Annotated in this window: 20 protein-coding genes; 5 read left to right on the top strand and 15 right to left on the bottom strand. The window is 70.6% G+C overall.

The window, feature by feature from the left end:
• The first annotated feature begins 40 nt into the window (after window positions 1–40).
• Window positions 41–1477 carry a dihydroorotase gene (locus tag QI554_RS40520; protein ID WP_281477831.1) on the top strand — a complete coding sequence of 479 codons (1437 nt, stop codon included), beginning with the start codon at window positions 41–43 and terminating at the stop codon, window positions 1475–1477.
• Between the two features lie 25 nt (window positions 1478–1502).
• Here the strand turns inward: QI554_RS40520 and QI554_RS40515 are convergent, their stop codons facing one another.
• Window positions 1503–3044 carry a class I adenylate-forming enzyme family protein gene (locus QI554_RS40515; RefSeq protein WP_281477830.1) on the bottom strand — a complete coding sequence of 514 codons (1542 nt, stop codon included), beginning with the start codon at window positions 3042–3044 and terminating at the stop codon, window positions 1503–1505.
• A gap of 97 nt (window positions 3045–3141) precedes the next feature.
• Here QI554_RS40515 and QI554_RS40510 point away from each other — a divergent pair, with 97 nt between their 5' ends.
• The 3 genes from QI554_RS40510 (at window position 3142) to QI554_RS40500 (ending at window position 5674) form a co-directional block, all read left to right on the top strand.
• On the top strand, window positions 3142–4407 hold the full coding sequence (locus tag QI554_RS40510; protein ID WP_281477828.1) for a DUF4437 domain-containing protein: 1266 nt from the start codon (window positions 3142–3144) through the stop codon (window positions 4405–4407).
• On the top strand, window positions 4293–4799 hold the full coding sequence (locus QI554_RS43660; protein WP_425528135.1) for a 3-hydroxyacyl-CoA dehydrogenase NAD-binding domain-containing protein: 507 nt from the start codon (window positions 4293–4295) through the stop codon (window positions 4797–4799). The genes QI554_RS40510 and QI554_RS43660 overlap by 115 nt, the downstream gene beginning before the upstream one ends.
• 248 nt (window positions 4800–5047) lie before the next feature.
• The gene (locus tag QI554_RS40500) at window positions 5048–5674 is read left to right on the top strand and encodes a neocarzinostatin apoprotein domain-containing protein (protein ID WP_281477827.1); all 627 of its coding nucleotides are present in this window, start codon (window positions 5048–5050) and stop codon (window positions 5672–5674) included.
• Window positions 5675–5871: 197 nt separating this feature from the next.
• Here the strand turns inward: QI554_RS40500 and QI554_RS40495 are convergent, their stop codons facing one another.
• The gene (locus QI554_RS40495; RefSeq protein ID WP_281477825.1) at window positions 5872–6819 is read right to left on the bottom strand and encodes a LysR family transcriptional regulator; all 948 of its coding nucleotides are present in this window, start codon (window positions 6817–6819) and stop codon (window positions 5872–5874) included.
• A 95-nt stretch (window positions 6820–6914) separates the two neighbouring features.
• Here QI554_RS40495 and QI554_RS40490 point away from each other — a divergent pair, with 95 nt between their 5' ends.
• Entirely contained in the window at window positions 6915–7835 is a 921-nt protein-coding gene (locus tag QI554_RS40490; RefSeq protein ID WP_281477823.1) for a DMT family transporter, read from the top strand.
• On the opposite strand, the gene QI554_RS40485 is transcribed toward QI554_RS40490, so the two are convergent.
• Genes QI554_RS40485 through QI554_RS40425 form a run of 13 tightly spaced genes read right to left on the bottom strand, consistent with a single transcriptional unit; the run spans window position 7796 to window position 20335 of the window.
• On the bottom strand, window positions 7796–9157 hold the full coding sequence (locus QI554_RS40485; RefSeq protein ID WP_281477821.1) for a cation:proton antiporter: 1362 nt from the start codon (window positions 9155–9157) through the stop codon (window positions 7796–7798). The two genes, QI554_RS40490 and QI554_RS40485, sit on opposite strands and share 40 nt — an antisense overlap.
• A complete protein-coding gene (gene rarD, locus QI554_RS40480) occupies window positions 9154–10074 on the bottom strand; it encodes an EamA family transporter RarD (protein WP_281477819.1) in 921 nt (306 codons plus the stop codon). Before rarD ends, QI554_RS40485 begins: the two co-directional genes overlap by 4 nt.
• Window positions 10071–10784: a hypothetical protein gene (locus QI554_RS40475; protein ID WP_281477818.1), complete on the bottom strand. Its 714-nt coding sequence runs from the start codon at window positions 10782–10784 to the stop codon at window positions 10071–10073. Before QI554_RS40475 ends, rarD begins: the two co-directional genes overlap by 4 nt.
• Entirely contained in the window at window positions 10781–12196 is a 1416-nt protein-coding gene (locus QI554_RS40470) for a DUF6025 family protein (RefSeq protein WP_281477817.1), read from the bottom strand. The genes QI554_RS40475 and QI554_RS40470 overlap by 4 nt, the downstream gene beginning before the upstream one ends.
• Window positions 12193–12900, bottom strand: a complete 708-nt coding sequence (locus QI554_RS40465; RefSeq protein ID WP_281477816.1) for an aspartate/glutamate racemase family protein — start codon at window positions 12898–12900, stop codon at window positions 12193–12195. The genes QI554_RS40470 and QI554_RS40465 overlap by 4 nt, the downstream gene beginning before the upstream one ends.
• Window positions 12897–13574, bottom strand: coding sequence for a TauD/TfdA family dioxygenase (locus QI554_RS40460; RefSeq protein ID WP_281477814.1), 678 nt, complete (start codon window positions 13572–13574; stop codon window positions 12897–12899). Before QI554_RS40460 ends, QI554_RS40465 begins: the two co-directional genes overlap by 4 nt.
• Window positions 13571–14437: an alpha/beta fold hydrolase gene (locus tag QI554_RS40455; RefSeq protein WP_281477813.1), complete on the bottom strand. Its 867-nt coding sequence runs from the start codon at window positions 14435–14437 to the stop codon at window positions 13571–13573. The genes QI554_RS40460 and QI554_RS40455 overlap by 4 nt, the downstream gene beginning before the upstream one ends.
• Window positions 14434–15219 (bottom strand): alpha/beta fold hydrolase, encoded by a 786-nt coding sequence (locus QI554_RS40450; RefSeq protein ID WP_281477812.1) that lies wholly within the window; start codon window positions 15217–15219, stop codon window positions 14434–14436. The genes QI554_RS40455 and QI554_RS40450 overlap by 4 nt, the downstream gene beginning before the upstream one ends.
• On the bottom strand, window positions 15216–16781 hold the full coding sequence (locus QI554_RS40445; protein ID WP_281477811.1) for an AMP-binding protein: 1566 nt from the start codon (window positions 16779–16781) through the stop codon (window positions 15216–15218). The genes QI554_RS40450 and QI554_RS40445 overlap by 4 nt, the downstream gene beginning before the upstream one ends.
• Window positions 16782–16819: 38 nt before the next feature.
• Window positions 16820–17479, bottom strand: coding sequence for an iron-containing redox enzyme family protein (locus tag QI554_RS40440; protein WP_281477810.1), 660 nt, complete (start codon window positions 17477–17479; stop codon window positions 16820–16822).
• Window positions 17480–17482: 3 nt separating this feature from the next.
• Window positions 17483–18178, bottom strand: coding sequence for a ferritin family protein (locus tag QI554_RS40435; protein WP_281477808.1), 696 nt, complete (start codon window positions 18176–18178; stop codon window positions 17483–17485).
• Window positions 18175–18735: a carboxymuconolactone decarboxylase family protein gene (locus tag QI554_RS40430; protein ID WP_281477807.1), complete on the bottom strand. Its 561-nt coding sequence runs from the start codon at window positions 18733–18735 to the stop codon at window positions 18175–18177. The genes QI554_RS40435 and QI554_RS40430 overlap by 4 nt, the downstream gene beginning before the upstream one ends.
• Window positions 18722–20335, bottom strand: coding sequence for an NAD(P)/FAD-dependent oxidoreductase (locus QI554_RS40425; protein ID WP_281477806.1), 1614 nt, complete (start codon window positions 20333–20335; stop codon window positions 18722–18724). The genes QI554_RS40430 and QI554_RS40425 overlap by 14 nt, the downstream gene beginning before the upstream one ends.

Below are 20335 nucleotides of genomic sequence, written 5' to 3'. Positions count from 1 at the left end.
TCACTTTCTGACGACCGCACGACAGGAGAAGCAGCGACCCATGGCCAACTACGAACTCGTGGTCAAGGACGGGACGATCGTCATGCCCGGAGGCGCGCAGTTGCGGGCCGACCTCGCCGTGCGGGACGGCAAGGTCGCCGTGATCGCGGAGGACATCGCGACCGCGGAGGCCGACGACGTACTCGACGCCGCGGGCAAGGTCGTGCTGCCGGGCGCGGTGGACGCGCACTTCCACATCGGCATCTACCGCGACCTCGGCCTTGACGCCTTCGAGGAGACCCGCTCGTCGCTCGTCGGCGGCGCGACCACGGTGATCTCGTACTTCCGCACCGGCGCCCACTACCTGAACCGGACCGGCCCGTACCGCGAGGTGTTCCCCGAGGTGCTCGCGGCCGTCGAGGGCAAGGCGTGGACCGACTACGGCTTCCACCTGGCGCCCATGACGGTCAAGCAGATCGAGGAGATCCCCGAGCTGGTGCGCGAGCACGGGGTCACGTCGTTCAAGTACTACATGTTCTACAAGGGCTTCGACCTGGCCTCCAACAGCCGCGACGCGCGGGCCTTCACGATGGGCGACGAGTACGACCTCGGCCACCTGTTCCTGCTCATGGAGAAGATCTCCGAGGCGCAGGCCGAGCATCCGCACCTGCGGCTGTCCCTGTCGCTGCACTGCGAACAGAGCGAGCTCATGCGCGTGTTCATCGACCGGGTCAAGGCGGCCGGGGACCCGCAGACGCTCAAGGCCTACCACGAGGGCCGGCCGCCGCTGACCGAACGCGTGGCCATCGGGGAAGCCACCACGATCGCGTCGCACACCGGCACGAACGTCAATCTGCTGCATCTGTCGAGCGCGGACGCCGCCGCGGCGGCCAGGCAGGCGCGCGACGCGTACCCGCACATCGACATGCGCTTCGAGACGACGCTCCACCACTTGTGCCTCGACCACGACACACTCGACGCGCGCGGCGGCCTGGGGGGCAAGGTCAACCCGCCGATCCGCACCACCGCCGACAACGAGGCGCTGTGGGCCAGGTTCGCGGCCGGGGACATCGACTGGGTCGCGTCCGACCACGCCTGCTGCATGGAGGAGCTGAAGGGCGATCAGATCTGGCCCGCCACACCGGGGTTCGGCGGCACCGCGCTGCTGTACCCGGTGATGCTCTCGGAAGGCCACCTGAAGCGGGGCATCCCGCTCTCCCGGATCGTGGAGGCGGTGTCGACCAACCCGGCCCGCGCCTACAACCTGCCCGGCAAGGGCAACCTGCTCCCCGGGTGCGACGCCGACCTCACCGTCGTCGACCTCGGCAAGACGCAGACGGTCACCACCGAGCTCTGCCGCTCCGGTCAGGACCACTGCCCGTTCGAGGGCGTCGACCTCACCGGGTGGCCGGTGCACACGGTCGTGGGCGGCAAGGTGCGCTACCGCGACGGCGCCGTGGTCGGCGAGCCTTCGGGGGCGTATCTGCGGCGCGGCTGAACCGGTCTCCGCGCCCCGTCGGCGATCACCCAGGCTTGCCGAGGCGGTCGCGCAGCTCCCGCTTGAGCACCTTGCCGCCCGCGTTGCGCGGCAGCTCCGGGACCACGGCGAGCTCCCGCGGAACCTTGTATCCGGCGAGCAACGGCCGTACATGGGCGGCCAGTTCCTCGTACGTGAGATCGGCCCCGGCGGCCAGTACCACCGCGGCGGCGACCTGTTCGCCCCACTTCTCGTGCGGGATCCCGACCACGGCGACGTCGTCCACGGCGGGATGGCTGAGGACCGCCTCCTCTACTTCACGCGGGTAGACGTTGACGCCACCGCTGATGATCACGTCCTTCTTGCGGTCGACGATATAGAGGTAGCCCTCCTCGTCCCGGACGACGATGTCGCCGCAGGTCACGAAGCCGTCCCCGGTGGTGCACTCCTCGGTGGCCGCCGCGTTGTCCAAGTAGCCGTTCATCAAGTACGGGGAACGGCTGAACAGTTCACCCGGTTCACCGGGTGCGGCCGGCGTGCCGTCCGCACCGAGGACCCGCACCTCGGTCTGGAACCAGGGGTGCCCCACGGACCCGGTCTTGCGACGCGCGTCGGCGGGACGCAGGTTGGCGATGATGCCGGACTCGGTGGACCCGTACAGCTCGTGCACGCCTGCCTGCGGGAAGGCGTCCAGCACCCAGGCCTTGAGCGGCCCGGGCAGCGCCGCGGCGTTGAAGAAGATCGTGTCCAGTGCGGACAGGTCGTACGACGCGATCGCCTCGTCGCCGAGCGCGCGCAGCATGTAGGCGTGCGTCGGCACGAGGAACACCGATTGGATGCGGTCGCGTTCGAGGAGGGCCAGGCACTTCTCGGGACTCCAGGACCGCAGCATCGACACCGTCCCTCCGGTGTGCACGGGCGCGTAGCCGAACGCGAAGCCGGCGCCGTGGTACATCGGCGCGACGGCCAGCGACCGGCGGCCGATGCCGAGGTTCCACTCCAGGGCGCTCATGTAGAACGTGAGAGCGCGGGAGCGATGGGATATCACGACTCCCTTGGGGTTTCCGGTGGTTCCCGACGTGTAGGCGATGCAGAAAGCATCGCTCTCGACCAACGGCAGGTCGGGGTCGGAGGATTCGGCGCCTGCCAACGCATCCTCGTAGGCGCCCCCCAACGTGGTTCCGTCGATCGAGAGCACGAAGGGCAGGCCTGCGGCGGACTCGCCCGCGATGGGCGCGCCCGCGTCGTCCGCGATCAGGGCCCGACTTCCGGAGTGCCGGACTATATACCGCACTTCGGCGGACGTGAGCCTCGGATTGAGCGGCACCATCACCATGCCGGCCTTGGCGATGCCGGCCGCGATCTCGCAGTACTCCAGGCGGTTGCCCAGCAGGACCGCGACACGCTCGCCACGGTCGAGCCCTGCGGCAAGGAGCGTGTTGGCGACCCGGTTCGCGCGCTCGTCGAGATGCCGATAGCCGAGCGTGCGGTCGCCGTCGATGACGGCGGCAGTGTGCGGTTGCGCGGCCGCGAAGCCGCGCAGCCCGTCCACGATGGTCAGGGGTGCGCCCCCAGGCGTAGTGCCCACTCTTGTCCTCCCGCGCGATGCTGGCTTAACGTCATGACCACAGGATTGGAACGTCGTCCCGACTATCGAAACATTTCTACTGCGTAAGGGATGTCGAATGCGACCCCATGTGGAGACCATCCAGGAAAACGACTACGTCTGGCACGCCGCCGAACTGGTCGCCGGCGAGGGCCGGGCGAGCGAGCGGCGCCTGTCGGTCGACGAGGAGGACGGCTCGTCGTCGCTGCGCATCGACTTCCACACCGACTGGGGGCGCGGGCCCGGCATCCACCACGCCGACACCGAGTACTACGTGGTGGAGGGCGAGATGCGCTACGGGGACCGGGTGATCGGCAAGGGCAGCTACGTTCACGCGCCCAAGGGCGTCCCCGTCGAGGCGGTCCGGTTCGCCGAGGGCACCCGGATCCTCCACTACCGCGAATACGGCGACGCCGGCTTCGACCCCGTCGACTCCGTGGCCGCCCCGCCCCGCGCCGACGCGCGCGGCGAGGTCACCGTGCACGACAGCGCGGGCATGGACTGGATCGCGGTGCCGAACGCGGGACCGATGCCGGGCCTGTTCGTGAAGTACCTGCACGTCGACCCGGTCAGCGGCTTCTACACGCGGCTCGTGCACTCGGCGGAAGGCTGGGCGGACCACCGCCTCGCCCACCACCCGTGCTACGAGGAGGCGTACACGCTCGAAGGAAAGATGTCGTACAACTTCGGCGACCTCGACCCGGGCACTTACTTCTTCCGCCCCGCGCGGGTCAAGCACGGCCACTTCGTCGCCATGGAGGGCGGCACCACGTGGCTCATGCGCTCAGACGGCGAGCTGGAGAACTGGTACACCCAGAACGAGTGGGTGCGCTGGGGCGGCGACGCGGTCAACTACGGGCCCGAGGGCGGCCGCATGACCTGGTCGTACTCGTCGCACGACCTGGCCGGCGGACAGAGCTGGCGCAGCGACGAGGACCTGCGCGTGCTCGGTACCGCACTCAACTTCCAGAAGGAACACGGCGCCCCGGACACGGACTACGTCCAGCACGGCACGGGACCGGACCGCAGCCTCGTCGCCATGGCGCAGGCCTTCGACCTGGCACGCCTCGCCCAGGGACACGGCGACGGCGACCACACCCACGACCACGACCACGACGGCCACGGCGGTCATGGTCACGACCATGGCACGCACTCCCACGTCACGCTGGGCTGGCCGGCCCCGGAGAGCCTCGAGCACCCGGACGAACGCCACGACGGGCAGCGGCACAACTGGGGAGTGGGTCGTGCCTGGAAGCGGGGCGTGGACCAGCCCCTGCCGCCGATCATCTCCACGCTCCCCGTGCGCAGCCGCTCGCTCGGCCGCTGGGACGGCGACGGGATGTAACCGGAGCCACGGCGGACGGAGGCCGGGGCGACCCGTCCGCCGCCGCGGACCGCGGCTCGGGAGCTCGGCGGTCCGTTCACGGCGCCGCACCGGGCACGCCGCTGCCCGGTGCGGCACCCCTTCCACGCCGACGCGAGCGGCGACCCGCGCGTCGGTTCTTCAACCCGGTGCCGCGGCAACGCCTCGTCGAGGTCGTCCCCTCCCAGCTCACCGAGGACGATGCGGTGCGCCGTGCCGAGGAGTTCGTCGTCGGCGGCCTGGGCAAGACGGCGATCCGCGCACCCGATCGCGCCGGCTTCATCGTCAACGCCCTGCCGCTGCTGCGACGCCTGGTCGCCGCGGGACGGCTCGGCCGCAAGCCCGGCCGCGGCTTCTACGAATACCACCCATGAGCCGCTCAAGTGTTAACTCTGTTCCATACATCGGAACAAGAGTAAAGAAATCCCGGAAGTCCGCGGAAGACGATTGACCACCTGCCGACCGGCTGCCTAGGCTGCGGCGCACCCAGCAGAACCTCGTTTCTTCAGAAGAAACACCGTTTCATCTGCGGTCGATCCGCACGCTGCTGGACTCATCATCCGACGACAGGGAGGCCCCTGTGCAGTCCGCAACACCCTTGCTGCGGCGTGGAGTCGCGCTCGTGGCATACATCGCCGCGGCCGCGGGGCTCGCCATCGCCACCGCGTCCCCGGCGTCTGCCGCGGGGGCGATATCCGTTTCGGCGTCGAGCGGCCTCACCGCAGGCCAGGAAGTCACGGTCACGGCAAGCGGATTCGGCGCCGGCGACACACTGATCTTCGCGCAGTGCGCGGCCGGCGCGACCAGCCAGGACGGCTGCGCGGCAGGCGGGGCGGCCACCAAGAAGGCCGGCGCCGACGGCGGCGCCTCGGCCACCCTGAAGATCGTGGTGGGCGCCGTGGGCACCAAGGGCGGCGTCTGCGACGCCGCGCATGCCTGCGAGATCGCGGTCACCGACCTGTCCACCATCGGCCAGCCCGGCGGCCCGACCGTGGTCACCAAGTCCATCACGTTCGCCGCGTCCGGCGGCGGCACCGAGACCAAGACCCCGACCGCGACCGCGAGCACCAAGAAGCCCGCATCGTCCGGAACCTCCAAGCCCGCGTCGTCCGCCCCCGGCAGCGAACTCGCCCACACCGGCGGCGACGGCAACACGACCCTGCTGATCGGCGCGGCAAGCGGCGCCCTGGTGCTCCTCGGCGCAGGCGTCATGTTCACGGTCCGCCGCCGCGGAACCCACGCGAACTGACCGACCCCACCCCGCGCCCGAGCACCACCCCGGTGGGGCCGCCCGAAATCGGGCGGCCCCACCGTCGGATTCCGGCAACAAGTGCGGCCGAGGGCCGACGCTGCGAGGACCACCGGCCTACCGCGGCGCCTGATCGCCGCGCGGTGGCGGCATCCGCGGATGCCTGCGGCTCGGACGACGCGGCGGGTCACCCGGGTTCAGGCGATCGACCGGGAACCGGGTCGCCGGGCCCAGCGCGTGCGGGGCTCGGGCGGGTGGTGGGCCCGCGACTGCGGACCGCTACGGGGGCCGAACGTCGCCTCGACGACGTCGAGGAACGCGGCCCCGGCCGGGCTCAGGTCGGCCGCGGACGGTGTCGCCAGCAACAGGGTCCGCGGCGCCGGCGGGCGGAGCGGAAGGGCCACGGTGCCGTCGTCCGCGTCGCGGAGGGCCAGGGACGGGACGACGCTTACCCCGAGGTTCTCGCGGACCATGGCCAGCAGCGTGGACATCTCGTGGATCCGGTGCACGGGCTCGAACGCGACGCCGGCTTGGTGGTAGAGGCTGCGGATCATCGGCTCGCAGCCGCCGCTGGAGACCAGGAACGGGTCGTCGGCGAGTTCCGCCAGTTCCACGTCGGGCTCGGTGGCCAGCGGGTGCTCCACCGGCAGGACGGCGACCAGTTCGTCTTCGGCCAGCGGCACCATGCACAGGTCGGGCCGCGGCCCGGTCACCACGCCGAGTTCGACCACCCGGCGGCTGATCCACTCGTTGACTTCCTCGTCGGTCCCCTCCAGCAGGACGACCTCGACCGCGGGGTACAGCTTGCGGAAGCTGCGGATCAGCGGCGGCAGCAGTCGGCAGGCGCTGGGGAAGGCGCCAAGGTGCAGCCGACCGGTGACCAGTCCGGCCGCGGCGGTGGCCTCTTCGGCGAACCGGTCCACGTGGCGCAGCGCTTCGACCGCGTGCGGCATCAGGCGTCTGCCGACTTCGGTGAGCCGGCAGCCGCTGCGTTCGCGGATGACCAGCCGCAGACCGAGTTCGCTCTCCAACGCGGTCAGCGCATGGCTCACCGCGGACTGCGTGACGCCGATGAGGTCGGCGGCGCCGGTGACGCTGCCGGCCTCGTGCACGGCCCGCAGTGCGCGCAGTTGGGCGAGATTCATGAGCATCCCTCATGCGTCGAATGAGTCGTACTTGTTTGTTTCATGTATGCGCCTGCCCTATCAAGAGGTACACGCGACAACTCCGAGGGGACGACATGCGTCTGGTTGATCTCGTCATTCTGTTGGCCGTCGGCGCGCTGTGGGGCGCGTCCTTCCTCTTCATGCGGCAGGCCGCCCCGGTACTCGGACCGGTCGGCACGATCGAGGCACGCGTCCTGCTGGCCGGGCTGGCGCTGCTCGCGATCGCGGTGATGGTGCGCAAGGTTCCGGACTTCCGCCGCGATCTGTCCGGCTTCCTCATCCTCGGGGTCCTCATGGCGGCCGCGCCGTTCACCCTCATCGCCGCCGCGGAACTGAAGATCACCGCGTCGCTGGCGGCGATCCTCAACGCCACCACCCCGCTGTTCGCGCTCCTGGTCTCCGCCGTTTGGCAGCACAAGCGCCCGCACCGCCGGCAGCTCGCCGGTGTCGCCCTGGGGCTGGCGGGCGTCGCCGCACTCGTCGGACTGGGCCCGTTGGAGGTGGACGGCACGCTGCTCCTGGCCGTCGCCGCGAGCCTGCTGGCCGCGCTGTTCTACGCGCTGGGCGGCGTGTACGCCAAGGTCCGGTTCCCCGACACGCCCCCACTGGTCACCGCGACGGGCCAGCAACTCGGGGCCGCGGTCTGCCTGCTGATCCCGGCGCTGGCCATGCCGCCCCGGGAGTCCGTCTCCGGCACGGTCGTGCTGTCGGTGGTCGCGCTCGCGCTGGGCTGCACCGCACTGGGCTTCGTACTGTTCTTCCGCCTGGTCAACAGCCTCGGCCCGACCGGCGCGCTGACCGTCACGTTCCTCGTCCCCCTGTTCGGGGTGCTGTGGGGCACGGTGTTCCTCAGCGAGCCCCTGACCTGGAGCATGCCGGTGGGCATGGCCATGGTGCTGGGCGCGGTCTTCTTCGTCACCGAACGCCGGCCCTCTGCCGCCCCGGCGCGCACCGCTCAAGCCTCGACCGTCGCCGACGGATCGGCGGCGGGCTGATCCCCCGCGGCCGGCCGGACACCGAGGGCCCGCGCCCGATCCGCCTCCTCCTGGGTCGGTTCGATGCGCCGCATGGCCCTGCGCAGAACGGGCGGAGCTATCAGTGAGGTGACCAGGGCGGTAAGCACGATGATCGTGTACATCTCCGGTGTCAGGACGTTGATGCGCAGCCCCACCGTGGCGATGACGATCTCCACGACCCCCCGTGCGTTCAAGCCCGCGCCGAGCGCCACGGCCTCGCGCCTCCCCAATCTGCCCAGCCGTGCGCCGAGGTAGGCCCCGGCGAACTTCCCCGCGACGGCGAGCGACAGCACGAGCAGCGCGACGACGAGCACCTGCGGGGAACGGAGCGCGGACAGGTCGATGCGCAGTCCTGCGGCCGCGAAGAACAGCGGCGCGAGCACGCCGAGGACCAGGGTGCGCAGCGGCGCCAGGTGCCGGGGGGACAGCGCGCCGCTCGAAACGAGGGCCATCCCGCACATGAACGCCCCGAAGACCGGCTCAAGTTCCAGGGCCTGAGCCCCGGCGGCCGCAAGCAGTACCAGGGCGACGATCGCGGCGACCGTCGTCCCGTGTTCGGCCGCCCCGTCCCCGCCGCGCAGGGCCTTGCGGGCCAGCGGTCGGACCACCAGACGCGCGACGACGACCACGGCGATCAGCGACAGCGCGGACAGCGCGATCCGTTCGCCGCTGAACCCGGCGGTCGCCGCCGCCGAGACCACCGACAGGAGCAGCCACCCCACGATGTCGTCGACGATGGCCGCCGCGAGGGTGAGCTGCCCGACATCCCGGTGGAACAGGTCCATGTCCATGAGCGTCTTCGCGATCACCGGAATGGCGCTGACACACAGCGCCACACCGAGGAACGCCGCGAACACCGCGCGGTCGGTGCCCTCGACGACGAACGAGTCCGGCAGGAACAGCCCCGCCGAGACCCCGAACACCAGCGGAACGACCAGGCCGCCCACACTGACGTACGCCGCGACGCGCCCACACCTGCGCACCATGCCCAGGTCCATCTGCATGCCCGTCATCCCCACCAGGAGGATGACGCTGAGCTGGCCGACCGCGTCCAGGAGGTGGAACTGGTCCGGCTGCCGGGGAAACAGCCAGTCCGAGGCGCCGGGCGCCAGATGGCGCAGCACCGAGGGCCCGAGGAGGACCCCTGCGCACAGCTCACCGGCGACGGCCGGCCAACCGAACCGAACGGCCAGCCGCCCCAGCGCCGTAGCGAAGGTCAGGAGCAGGCCCACTTGCAGAAGGAAAATCTGCAGGGCGTGGCTGCCGAGGGGCGACACGGGGGCGAGCGCGAGTGCTGTCATGCTCCTCTACTCCCTGAGTGGGCGGGATCGGCGCGCTGTCCTGACCTGGGTGAGGAACGCGCCGGACGGAGGGCGGGAAGGACCAGTGCCAGCCAGATCAAGCCGAAGCCCGCCCAGCGGGCCGCCGGCAGGTGTTCGTGGAAGACCGTCACCCCGAGCACGAACTGCAGGATCGGGGCGACGTAAAGGATGATCCCGAGCGTGGACAGCGGGATCCGGACCGCGGCGGCCCCGAAGCACAGCAGCGGACCCGCCGTGACGAGGCCGCTGCCGACGAGCAGGAGACTGTGGCCCGCGCCCTGCGCGGCGAAGGTCGAGCGGCCGGCCACGGTGAGCGCGAGGAGGCCGGCGAGCGCGGGGAGAACCAGGACGAGGGTTTCCGCAGCGAAGCCGTCCAGGCCCGGGAGCTGCAGGGATTTCTTGAAGGCCCCGTAGGCGGTGAAGGTGAGTGCCAAGGCGAGCGCGATCCACGGGGGGCGGCCGTAGTCGACGGTGATCACGCAAACGGCCGCGGCACCCAGGCCGACCGCCGACCACTGGACGGCCGACAGCCGCTCGCGCCACAGCAACACGCCCGCCGCGACCGTCGTGAGTGGTGTGATGAAGTAGCCGAGCGACGTCTCGACGACGGCGCCGCTGTTGACGCCCCAAATGTAAATGCCCCAATTGAGCGACATCGCCCCGGCGGCGAGGACGACGTGCAGCCGTTCCTTCGGCCGTGCCGCCAGAGCGCGGAGCTGCGCCCATCGGTGCCGAACCGTGATGATCAGCGCGGCGAGCACGCACGACCACACGATCCGGTGGAGGAGGATCTCCGCCGCGCCCGCCGGTTTCAGCAGCGGCCAGTAGAGCGGGAAGAGCCCCCACTGCGCGTACGCCGCGATCGCCAGGAGGACACCGCCGCGATGCCGTGTCATCGGTCCGACCCGCAGATCAGCGTCGAGCCGGTCCCTTCGCGTAGCCGGTAGCCGACTTCGATCGACCGGGTGTGGACGCCGACGTCGGCGAGCAGCGACGTGAGCCGTGACAGGTCCGCGTACGGTCGTCCGCTGGTGTCGGTGACGGGGTGGATGCGTACTTCGGCCGCGACCCTCGTGAGCTCGCGCAGCGCGCGGACGTGCCAGGCGAGGTCGAAGAGGTTGGCGTAGGCGAACAGCAGGTTCGGCACCAGGGCCAGAGTGAAATGCCCGTCGGGGAAGGGCAGTGTGTCGGGGAGGGCGGCCTGCACGTAGTGGCCCTCGCGGCGGGCGTAGTCGGCAAGGAAGCGCCGGGCGGCCGTGGCACGCCGGTCGAGGTACGCGTCGAACCCGCCCGCCCACGAGAAGTCGTAGAGTTCGCGGGCGTCGTGCGCGTGCTGGACGCCGCGCCGCAGTTCGTCGTCGACCAGCCGGGCGAGTCCGGCCAGGCTCGCTCCGTAGATCGGGTCGACCGCGACCGCCTGACCGCCCAGTTCGCGGAGCCGGGCGCCGAAGTCGCTGGCTCCGCCCGGACAGTCGAGTACCCGTCCGGTCAGGAGGCGGTCGGGGACGACGTCGAACATCGCCAGGTACTCGTCGAAGTCGCGGGAGGTGACCAGTACCCGGTCGAGCGTCGGCGGGCTGGGCTCCGCAGGTGTCGGGGAACTCATTCGTCCTTCTTCTCGGTCGGTGTGGTGGCGGCGACCAAGGTGCTGACCACGAGGCAGGCTTCGGCGGCGGTCAGCTCGCCGAAGCCGGGAGGTTCCAGGAGCCTGCTCTCCGGGAGCGGCTCCGGGGTCGGGGCGAGGCGGCTGCGCCACTGGAACCGGGCGCGGAACTCCTCGGACGTCGGGTGGTCGCGCTGCCACCGTGCGACGGTCTGCCGCGCGACGGGCGCCAGCGCGGCGACCCGGTCGCGTCCGGGGGCTTCGGCCGCCCTGATCCGTGCCAGCAGGTCGCCGATGGCCACGAGGTCGTCCTTGCAGCGGTCCGGTGTCCACAGCAGGAAGGGGGCCACGGGTGCGATGACGAACACGACCGGCGAGGCCCATGCGAGTTCCGACACGACCGCGTCGTACATCCACCGGACCGAGTCCGCCCGCCGCGCGAAGTACCCTTTGGAGCCGGGCGGGTGGCCGCCCATGGCGAGTGCGCCCCAGTGGATGTGGACGTCGGGGCCGCCGTCGCCCGCGGGTGCGCGCTCGGGGCGGTGTGTGCCCAGGAAGGCGTAGCTGAGCGCGACGACGTCCACGGTGGCCAGCGGAGCCTCCTCGGGGAGGTCGCGGATGACCGCCTCCAGGTCCTCGTCGGCCGTGGCCGCCACCAGCGGGGCAAGGGCGGTGTCCACCAATGCCGCGGGTGTCCGGTACCAGGATTCGCCGAGCCGGATCCCGCCGCGTTCCCGGGCCGCGGAGGCACGCCGCACGCTGCCGTTCCGGTGGATCGTCCGCGCGAACACCTGGGAGAGGGCGGCATCGTCGGGGGCCCGGTCGAGCAGCACGCGCAGGACTTCCGCGAGGCGGTCTCGATGCCGCGTCCAGACGGCGGAGTGGTGGTCGGCCGCGACGGACGCGCTGTCGTCCTGTCGGTGCAGGCGCACCAACGGCATCCGCGTGCCGGCCCGGTCGACCTGGACGTAGGGGAGGAAGAGCGGCTCCGTGCGGTCGTGGGGGACGAACCGCGTGCCGTTCCACCGCAGGAGGCGCAGCCGCTCACGGCGGCCCCCGCGAACGCGCGATCCGGGGAGGAAGAGGACGTCGCCGTCGTCGAGTCCCGCTGTCTCCGTCTGGGTGAAGTCGTAGAGCAGGGGGTAGCCGATGTCCAACTCACGGCAGACGACGGCGTTGTAGTCGAGGATCCTGCTGCGTCCGCGCCAGATGTCGTCCCAGTCCGCAAGGTGTCCGGTGCGCGGAGGGCGCCCGGGAACCGCGCGCAGGGTGTCGACGAGCGTGGCCATGGGGACGTCCGAACGGCCCAGGTGCCGCCAGGCAAGGCCGCTTCGGCGTGCGGCCAGGGCTTCCCAGTCGTGGTCGGTGCGCGCTCCGCCCAGTCCCAGTCGGCGCAGTACGTCGGGGCCGCTCACCGCGCTGCCGCCTGGGCGAGGACCGCGCGGGCGATGAGCCTGGACACGTCGAAGACGGCGCCGCCGCGACCGCCGGTGTCGAGGTAGCCGGCGAGCGGCGAGATGTCGGTGCAGCCGATGAGGATGGCGTCCGCTCGGGCGCTCCACCGCCGAGCGAGCACCGCGTCCAGTCGGCGGCCGAGGTCCGGTGTCGCCCCGGTGGCCTTGACGCTGTCCACCAGCGTCTGGATCTCCCGCTGGTCACCGTCGTCGGGGTAGTGGACATGGATGCCGACGTCCCGCAGCGGCTTGTCCAGCAGCCCCAGATCGCGCGCCGGGCCGGTGACGGCGAGCGCGATGCGGGTGACCCCGGCGGAGGTCAGACTCGCGGCCACGGCCGTGCGCCCGTCCACGATGGGTGTGCGGACGGTGTCGGAGAGCTCTTGGTAGTAGGCGTGCGTCGTGATGGACGTCAGTGCGATCAGCCCGCAGCCGTACGCTTCGAGGCGGTGGGCCACGGTCGCCAACCGCGGGACGGGGGACGGGCCGCGTCCGCTCAAGTGGTCGAGTCGACTCGGGACGGCGGGGTCCGAGATCAGGACGACTTCCGGGTGATCCGCGTCGCGGCGGGCGGACGTCTCCTCCACCAGGTGGCGGTAGAACGTGGCGCCGGCGAGCGGACCGAGTCCCGCGATGACCCCGATCGGAAACGGGTACCCGCTCATGAGCCGAGCAGGACGCGCTTGAGATGCCGCCCGCGGTCCACGAACGCGTTCCGGGAGTGGATCATCCGCCAGTTGTCCCAGGCCAACAGCCCGTTCCGGACGATGGAGACGGCCCGGTGCTCGCGTTCGAAGAATCGCGTCCCTTCGCGGATGACCCTGCCGAGCAATTGGTCGCCGGTGGGTTCGACGTTGTTCTCCGAGAAACGCAGGATCCAGCGGTCCCGGTGCCGGGTGACGATGGGATGGCGGTTCTCGATCACGATCCCTTTTCGGGCCAGTCCCTCGCTCGAGCGCCACGTGTAGCGAGCGTCGCGCATCGCCGCGCGGTCGTCCGGGCTGAAGCGCTCCAGCAGGGCATATCCGTCCGCGAGTGTGGTCTCTCCGCCGACTCCCTCGGCGGGGCGCACACACCACAGGGCGACGTACCGCGGCGGGAGCCCGGGCAGTTCGTAGCCTTCCGTATGTGGGACCAGCGCCTGGGTGTTGCGCGAGTGGTAGACGTCGTCCATCCCCGGTTCCGGAACCAGGTCCCACACGCGCCGACCGTCGTACTGCGGGAGCACCTCGCCGAGTCCGCTGAGGAACTCCAAGTGGTCGAACCCTTGCGGCAGCTCGGCGAGATACGCGTATCCCTCCTGGTCGAGGAGCCGCCGCACTTCGTTCAGGTCGGTCATTCCACCGTCCGTTCGGCTTCGAGGAATCGCAGCACGGCTTCGGCCACTTCCCGGGGACGTTCCTCCTGCGGGAAGTCGCCGCAGCCCGGCAACACGGTCAGCCGCGCGTCGGCGAGCAGCTCTTCGAACCGCCGGCCGGTCGACACGGGCACGAGCGGGTCGGCGTCCCCGAACACGAGCAGGGTCGGCACCGTCAGCCCCCGGATGGGCTCGGCCAGCGCGTCGAAGGTGTCCCCGTAGCTCATCCGGATCCCGAGACCGAAGGCCGCCATGGCGTTGCCGCGGGCACGAAGCTGCGCGAGGTAGTAGGCGAAGGCCTCCGGGTCCCGGAGGTGCCCTGGACCGTGTGCGGCCCACCACCGGCCCTCGAACGCCCGGCGCGGGAAGTGCCGGGCCAGCCTGGGGCCGATCACCCGGTGGGCGAGCGCCCGGTACAGCGTGAGGTTCGTCGAGGTCTCCCCCAGCACGCCGGCCGCCATCACCACGAGGCGGCCGACCCGTTCGGGGTGGGAGGCGGCGAACCACGCGGCCAGCGAGCCACCCATCTGGCTGCCGACCAGCACCGGTGCGGTGAGGCCCTCCGCGTCGAGGAGTTCCGCGAGCAGGTCCGCGAACCGGTCGGCCGTCCAGTCGCGTGTCCGCGGCGCCGGGGACCGGCCGCTGCCGGGGAGGTCGAGGAGCAGCACACGATGGTCCCGGGCGAGGAGCGGGAGCATCCCCCGCCAGGTGTGGGCCGAGGTGAGGAATCCGTGCAGCAGCACGATGGCCGGGCCGTCAGGACGGCCCTCGTCGTAGATCCGTACGTCCGCGTCGCGGAGGGAGACCAGCCGCCCCGCGCTCTGTGAGGCCGCCGTCCCGGTCACCGGGTGCCCCCGAAGAAGTCGACGACGACGTCGTTGAAGGCCCGGGGCGCTTCCACCGGCGGGATGTGCGCCGCCGGCAGCATGACGGTGCGCGAGCCCGGCACCAGGCCGGCGAGTTCCTCGGTCATGGGCGGGGGGAACAGCATGTCGTACCGCCCCCCGATCGTGAGCGTCGGGCAGGTGACGGCACCGAGCCACGCGGTGCTGTCGTGGACCATCGCCTGCCCGTAAATGCTGCGGAGGCTCGCCACCTCGTACTGGTCGAACATCGCCGCCTTGAGCGCGGCCTCACGGCGGTCCAGCAACTCGGCGTTCGCGGCGGAGAACAGGAAGCTCTTGAGCACTTCCCAGAAATTGGGCAGGTCGTCGCGGTCGAGGAAGCCGTTCAGCATGCGCAGGAACAACTCGGTGCCGTCGTGGGCCTTGGCGAACGTGGCGACGAGCGCCAAGCCTGCGAGCCGGTCGTGATGCCGGTCCGCGAAGTGCTGCGCGACAAGGCCTCCGTGGGACAGACCGACCACCACGGCCTCGTCATAGCCCCAGGCCGTGAGGAGTTCGGCCAGGTCGTCGGCGTGCTCCGCGTTCGACGGGAACCCGGTCGCCGATGGCGAGTCCCCGAATCCGCGCATGTCGTAGGTGATGACGGTGAAGTGCTCGCTCAGGACGCGGACCTGCCGCAGCCAGGTCCCCATGAGGGTGGAGAGCAGGACGAGCGGCGGGCCGTCTCCGCGGATCCGGTAGCGGATCGCGCCGTCCTTGAGCTCGACGGTGTCCGCGCTCATGTCTGTTCCCCCCTGATCGGTGCGGTGGACGCGGCCGCCGGCCCGCGCCGCACGGACTGCCAGGCCGCGCCGCGGCCGTGGATCTCGTCGATCTTGTGGCGGCGCAGCTTCATGGTTTCGGTGACGGTGCCCTGCTCGATCGAGGGGAGGCCGTCGATCAGCGCGAATCTCCGGATCCGCTCCCATGGATGGAGGGATGCGTTGAGATCGCGCAGGTGCGCGCCGCACGCCTCCGCGTCCCCTGGCCGGTCGGGGTCGAAGAAGAGCAGCGCGCCCAGGCCGGGCGCCTCCGTCTGGGACAGGACGCAGTGGACGGCGCCCGTCGCGCGGACCGCCGACTCCTCGATGGGCCGGACGAAGACCTTCTCGCCGCTGCTCAACGCGAGGAAGTCGCGCAGGCGGCCGCGCACCGTCAGGTACCCGTCGGGGTCCAGCTCGCCCACGTCGCCGGTCGGCCACCACGTACCCGGCGGCCGCTCCTCGACGGCGATGCCGCCGTTGCCGAGCCGGCCGTACAGGAACGGTGTGGGAGTGCGGACCAGGATCTCGTCGGTCTGGGGGGCGAGCCGTACCTGCCCCCAGGGGATGGGGCGGCCGACCGTGCCGGGCCGGGTGCCGCCGGGGCGGTTCAGGCCGATCATCCCCAGTTCGGTGGTCCCGTAGACCTCGTAGACGGGGAGCCCCGCGTCCAGCAGTTCGGTGAGCACGTGGGGATCGGCGGGCGCGCTGCCCACGAAGATCGCCCTGATCGACGGCCCGAACGCGGCGCGCAGGGCCGCCGCGCGGTCACCGCCCGTCCGCTTCGCCTGCTCGACGGCGCGCCAGTGCACGTGCTGCAGCGATTTGGGCACCGCGACGTGCAGCGTCGGCGACAACGCGGCAGTGTCGGCGACGAAATGGCCGGGGTCGGACAGGACGAAGTCCATGCCCGCGGCCAACCCCCAGTACAGCATCATGCGTTGCGGGAGGTGCGAGAGCGGCAGGTACAGCAGCAGGCGGTCGCTCCCGCCGATTCCGTAGAGTTCCGCGAACCGGTCCATGGTGAACAGCAGCGGAGCGGAATGCACGGCGAAGAGCTTGGGTTCGGCCAGGGTCCCACTGGTGGAGACGATCGTGAACGGTCCGTCGGGTCGGGCCTCGGTCACCGGCGGCGCCGCGCCGGATTTCAGGTCGCCGACCGAAGCCGTCACGCCCTCGGGGGCGTCGCCTTCGCCGAGGAACACCACCTCGAACCCTGCCGCGCGGAATCCCGCGACGTAGCCGGGGTTGTCCGTGAAGACGAGCCGGCACCCGCTTTCCGCCGCGGTGCCGATGGCCCGCGTCACGGGGGCGCTGGGGTAGAGCGCCACCGAGACGGCTCCCGCGAGCAGGCAGCCGAGGTCGGCCAGCACCCACGCGTAGGACGTGTCCCCGTGGATGGCGACCCGGTCCCCGGGGCGTACTCCACGCTCGCGCAGCAGTGCCGCCACCGCGAGTGCGTCGCGGTGGCACTGGGGATAGGACGCGCCGGCCGACTCGCCGCCGCGGCGATAGTGGAGCATGCCGGCCGGTTTGTCCGGCATCGCGTCCACTATCGCCCGCAGCCTGCACGGGGCAGTGGTCACGGCGCGCCCCGTTCGAGTGCGTCGGTGAACAGCTGTCCGTACGCCCGCAGGGTGTACTCCCAGGTGGCCGTCATGAGCGCGTAGCGCTCCGGCGACTCGGCGAGGCGGTCGAACGCCTGCTTCACCCGCGCGATGTGGTCCTGGTCCTCCATCGCGTGCACTTGGAGGAAGGCCGAGGCCTTCAGCGCGAACGGGTACTGCTGCAAGGCCGCGGCGACCTGGGGGCCCAGGGTGGCTCCGAGCCCCTCGGTCGCGGCGGCGAAGCCGAGGATGCCGGCGGTGTCGGACATGGCGGCCAGGTAGTGGTTCTGCCCCACCATGGTCCACGTGCCCAGTCCGGGCAGGCCCGCGAGGTAGGAGTCCGGGTCGTAGCCCAGGTTCCTCAAGTCCCGCACGCACAGCCGGTCGTGGTGGCGTTCGTCGACCGCGAGGTCGAGGAACCAGTCCTGCAGCCATTCCTCCTCGGTGCGTGCCGCGGCCGCCGCAAGGAAGTGCGGCGTCTCGCCGACGAGGTGGAAGGTCTCGCGGAGGTAGGCCGCGTACACCGGTTCGGTGAGCTCGCCCCGCACGATCCGTTGGATGAACGGATGCTCCACGACCAGGTTCTTGAGGACGGGGGCGACGTCCGCGAGCGCGGTCTCATATCCCTGCGCCATGGTTCAGGCCTCCTCGAGAATGCCGAGCTCGGACATCGTGGAGCGGAAGCGCTCTTTGGTGCGGGGGATGTAGTCGTCCGCGACGAAGCCCGCCTCGACGGCCCAGCCGATCTTGTCGGCGAGCTCGCCGCCGAGGTAGCCGTCGAGGTGTTCCTGGTACCAGTTGCAGTACGCCGTGGCGCGCTTGCGGTTCTCCGCGCTCTCGGCGAGCAGCCGCTTGGCCACCGTGACGCCGAAGCCGACGTGCCTGCGCTCCTCGCGTTCGATGCGGTCGAACTGGTAGAAGTACTGCGGCTTGCCCCGGCCGAGCTGGTAGAGCTCCTCCATCGCCAGGACGCCCTCGGCGTAGAGGTTCAGGCCGATCAGGACCTCCAGTTCGTCCTCGCTGTCGAACAGCTTGCGGAACCGGTCGTCGATGTCCTGGATCTTGTACTTGGCATGGTCGAGCTCGTGCCACGGCTGCCCGAGACGCTCCACCCCCTCGCGGAAGAGGCGCGCGTGGGTGACCTCGTCGGAGGCGTGGTGGACGAGGTACGTCTTTTCGCGCAGGTCGGTGCGCCGGGGGATCCAGCGGGCGCACAAATCGATGATCTCCAGCTCGGAGTCGTGGAAGTTCACGTAGACGGTGAGGATGAGGTTCCAGACGTCCTCGCCGTAGGTCTCGATGATTTCGTCGCGGGGCGTCACGGCGGCGGTCATGCGGAGCTCCTGCCAACGTTGTCGAAAAGGTCCTCCACCTCGACGGACAGCGCTTTCAGGAAGCGGCTCGTGAGGTTGTACATGCCGATCGCGACCACGATGTTGACGATCTCGGGGTCGGTGAACGCGGCCCGCAGCCGGTCGCGCAGATCGTCCGTGATGCTGTCGGGGTCCTGCGTCAGGGTCTCGGCGAGTTCGAGGGCGACGGACTCGCGGTCGGGAAAGACGTTCCGCTCGACGATGGTGTCGCCGATCGCCTGGATCTCCCGGCCCACGAGCCCGGCTCGTACGGCGGAGGCGGTCATGTGCGCCACGCAGTAGTCGCAGTCCTGGGCCTTGGCGGTGCCGAGCGCCGCCAGCGCCCGCATGCGGGGACCGATCGTGGGCGAGCTGTAGACCTGCCCCCAGAACGGCACGAACGTCTGGAGGAGGTCGGGGCAGTTGGCCAGTGCGCGGAGGATGTTCGGGACGAACCCGTACTGCTCCTCGACGGCGGCGAACACCGCGCGGACCTCGGGATCCGCGCCCTCGGTGGCCACGAGCTCAACGAACGCCATCGCGCACCTTCTCGACGCCGGTGAGGAAGCCGTAGCTGACGGACTCGTGCACCAGGTTCTGGGCCTGGTCCTGGCCGCAGGCCCCCTGGTCCACGAGCGCCTCCGTCAGCTGCCGGCCGGTTCGGGAGCCGTCGGCGGCCAGTTCCAGGAGCAGCTCCATGGCCGGGGTGAGGGCCAACGAGGCGCCTTCCCGGGTCTCCAGGGAGACCGACTCGCGCAGGTGCGCGCCGTCCACCGCGAAGCCGTCCGCCTTCGTGAAGTCCTCGCCTGGTATCAGGACCGAGTCGAGGTCGATGTTCGCGCCGGCCGACTTCCCGGCGAAGATGCTCTCGATCGTGCCGCGCAGCTCTGCCGGGACGTCGAGCCGTTCGAGATAGCGCCGGTACCAGGACCGGTGGGTGAAGGCGCCCGCGATGAGCGAGATGAAGGCCTTCTCGGGATCGATCCCGGGCACGTCGAACTGGCTGCGCGCGTGCCAGAAGTACGAGTCCTTGCTGCTGCCGTGGCCGCCGTAGAGGAAGTACACCTGCGCGCGCAGCCGCGCGAACTCCTTGCGGTAGGCGTTCTCGTAGAAGTCCAGGACGCGTCCGCGGTCGAACTCGGGCTTGTCCAGGACGGTGTTCACCGTGACGGCGGCGAGGAATCCGCTGAGCATGGCGAGATGGACGCCCGTGGAGAAGAGCGGGTCGATGAAGCAGGCGGCGTCACCGCAGGCGATGTAGCCGTCGCCGGCGAACCCGTCGTAGATGTACGACCAGTCGCGCTGGACGCGGATCTCGTCCACCTGCTCGGCGTCCTTGAGCCGGTCGGCCAGTTCGGGGGTCTTCTCGACGCACTCCTTGTAGTACGCCTCCAGGCCCATGCCCTTTTTCTCCTGGAAGGCCTGGCGGTCCACCACGGCGCCGACGCTGGTGATGTCGTCGCGCAACGGAATGAACCACCACCACCCGTCGGAGAACGTGGGCAGGAAGGTGTTGCCCGCGTCCAGGCCCGGCGGGCGCTTGGCACCCTTCCAATAGGTCCAGACGGCCATGTTCCGGAGGTAGTCGTCCCACTCCTGTGTGTGGAGGCGCTTGGTGACCAGACCGCCTTGGCCCGACGCGTCCACGATCCAGCGCGCCGTGACACGGCCGGTTTCCCCGGTCGCGGTGTTCTCGAAGTCGACCGTGGCCGAACCGTCCGGGGCGATCGCGAAATCGGTCACCTTGTGCTGCTCGCGGGCGTCGACGCCGTGCTCCCGCGCGTTTTCCAGGAGCATCTGGTCGAAGGGGCCGCGCTCGACCTGGTAGCCGTAGTCGTACGGCATCGCGAGCGCGTCCTTGAAGTACACGGTCCACGGCTCGCGCCGGTCGCCCCAGACCCACTCGACGCCGTACTTCTTGATGTAGCCGGCGTCCTCCAGGCGGTCGAGCACACCGATCCGCTTGAGCAGGTCCGCCGTACCCGACAGCAGCGATTCTCCGATGTGGTACCGCGGGAACTTCGCAGTCTCGAAGAGCACCACCGATTTTCCGAAATCGGCGAGCAGGGTGCTCGCCATCGAGCCACCGGGACCGCCCCCGATGACCACGACATCAAAGTCCGCCGAGATCCTTGTCAT

Source organism: Yinghuangia seranimata (assembly GCF_029953285.1).
GTDB lineage: Bacteria > Actinomycetota > Actinomycetes > Streptomycetales > Streptomycetaceae > Yinghuangia > Yinghuangia seranimata.
This window is presented reverse-complemented; position numbering and strand designations above follow the sequence as displayed.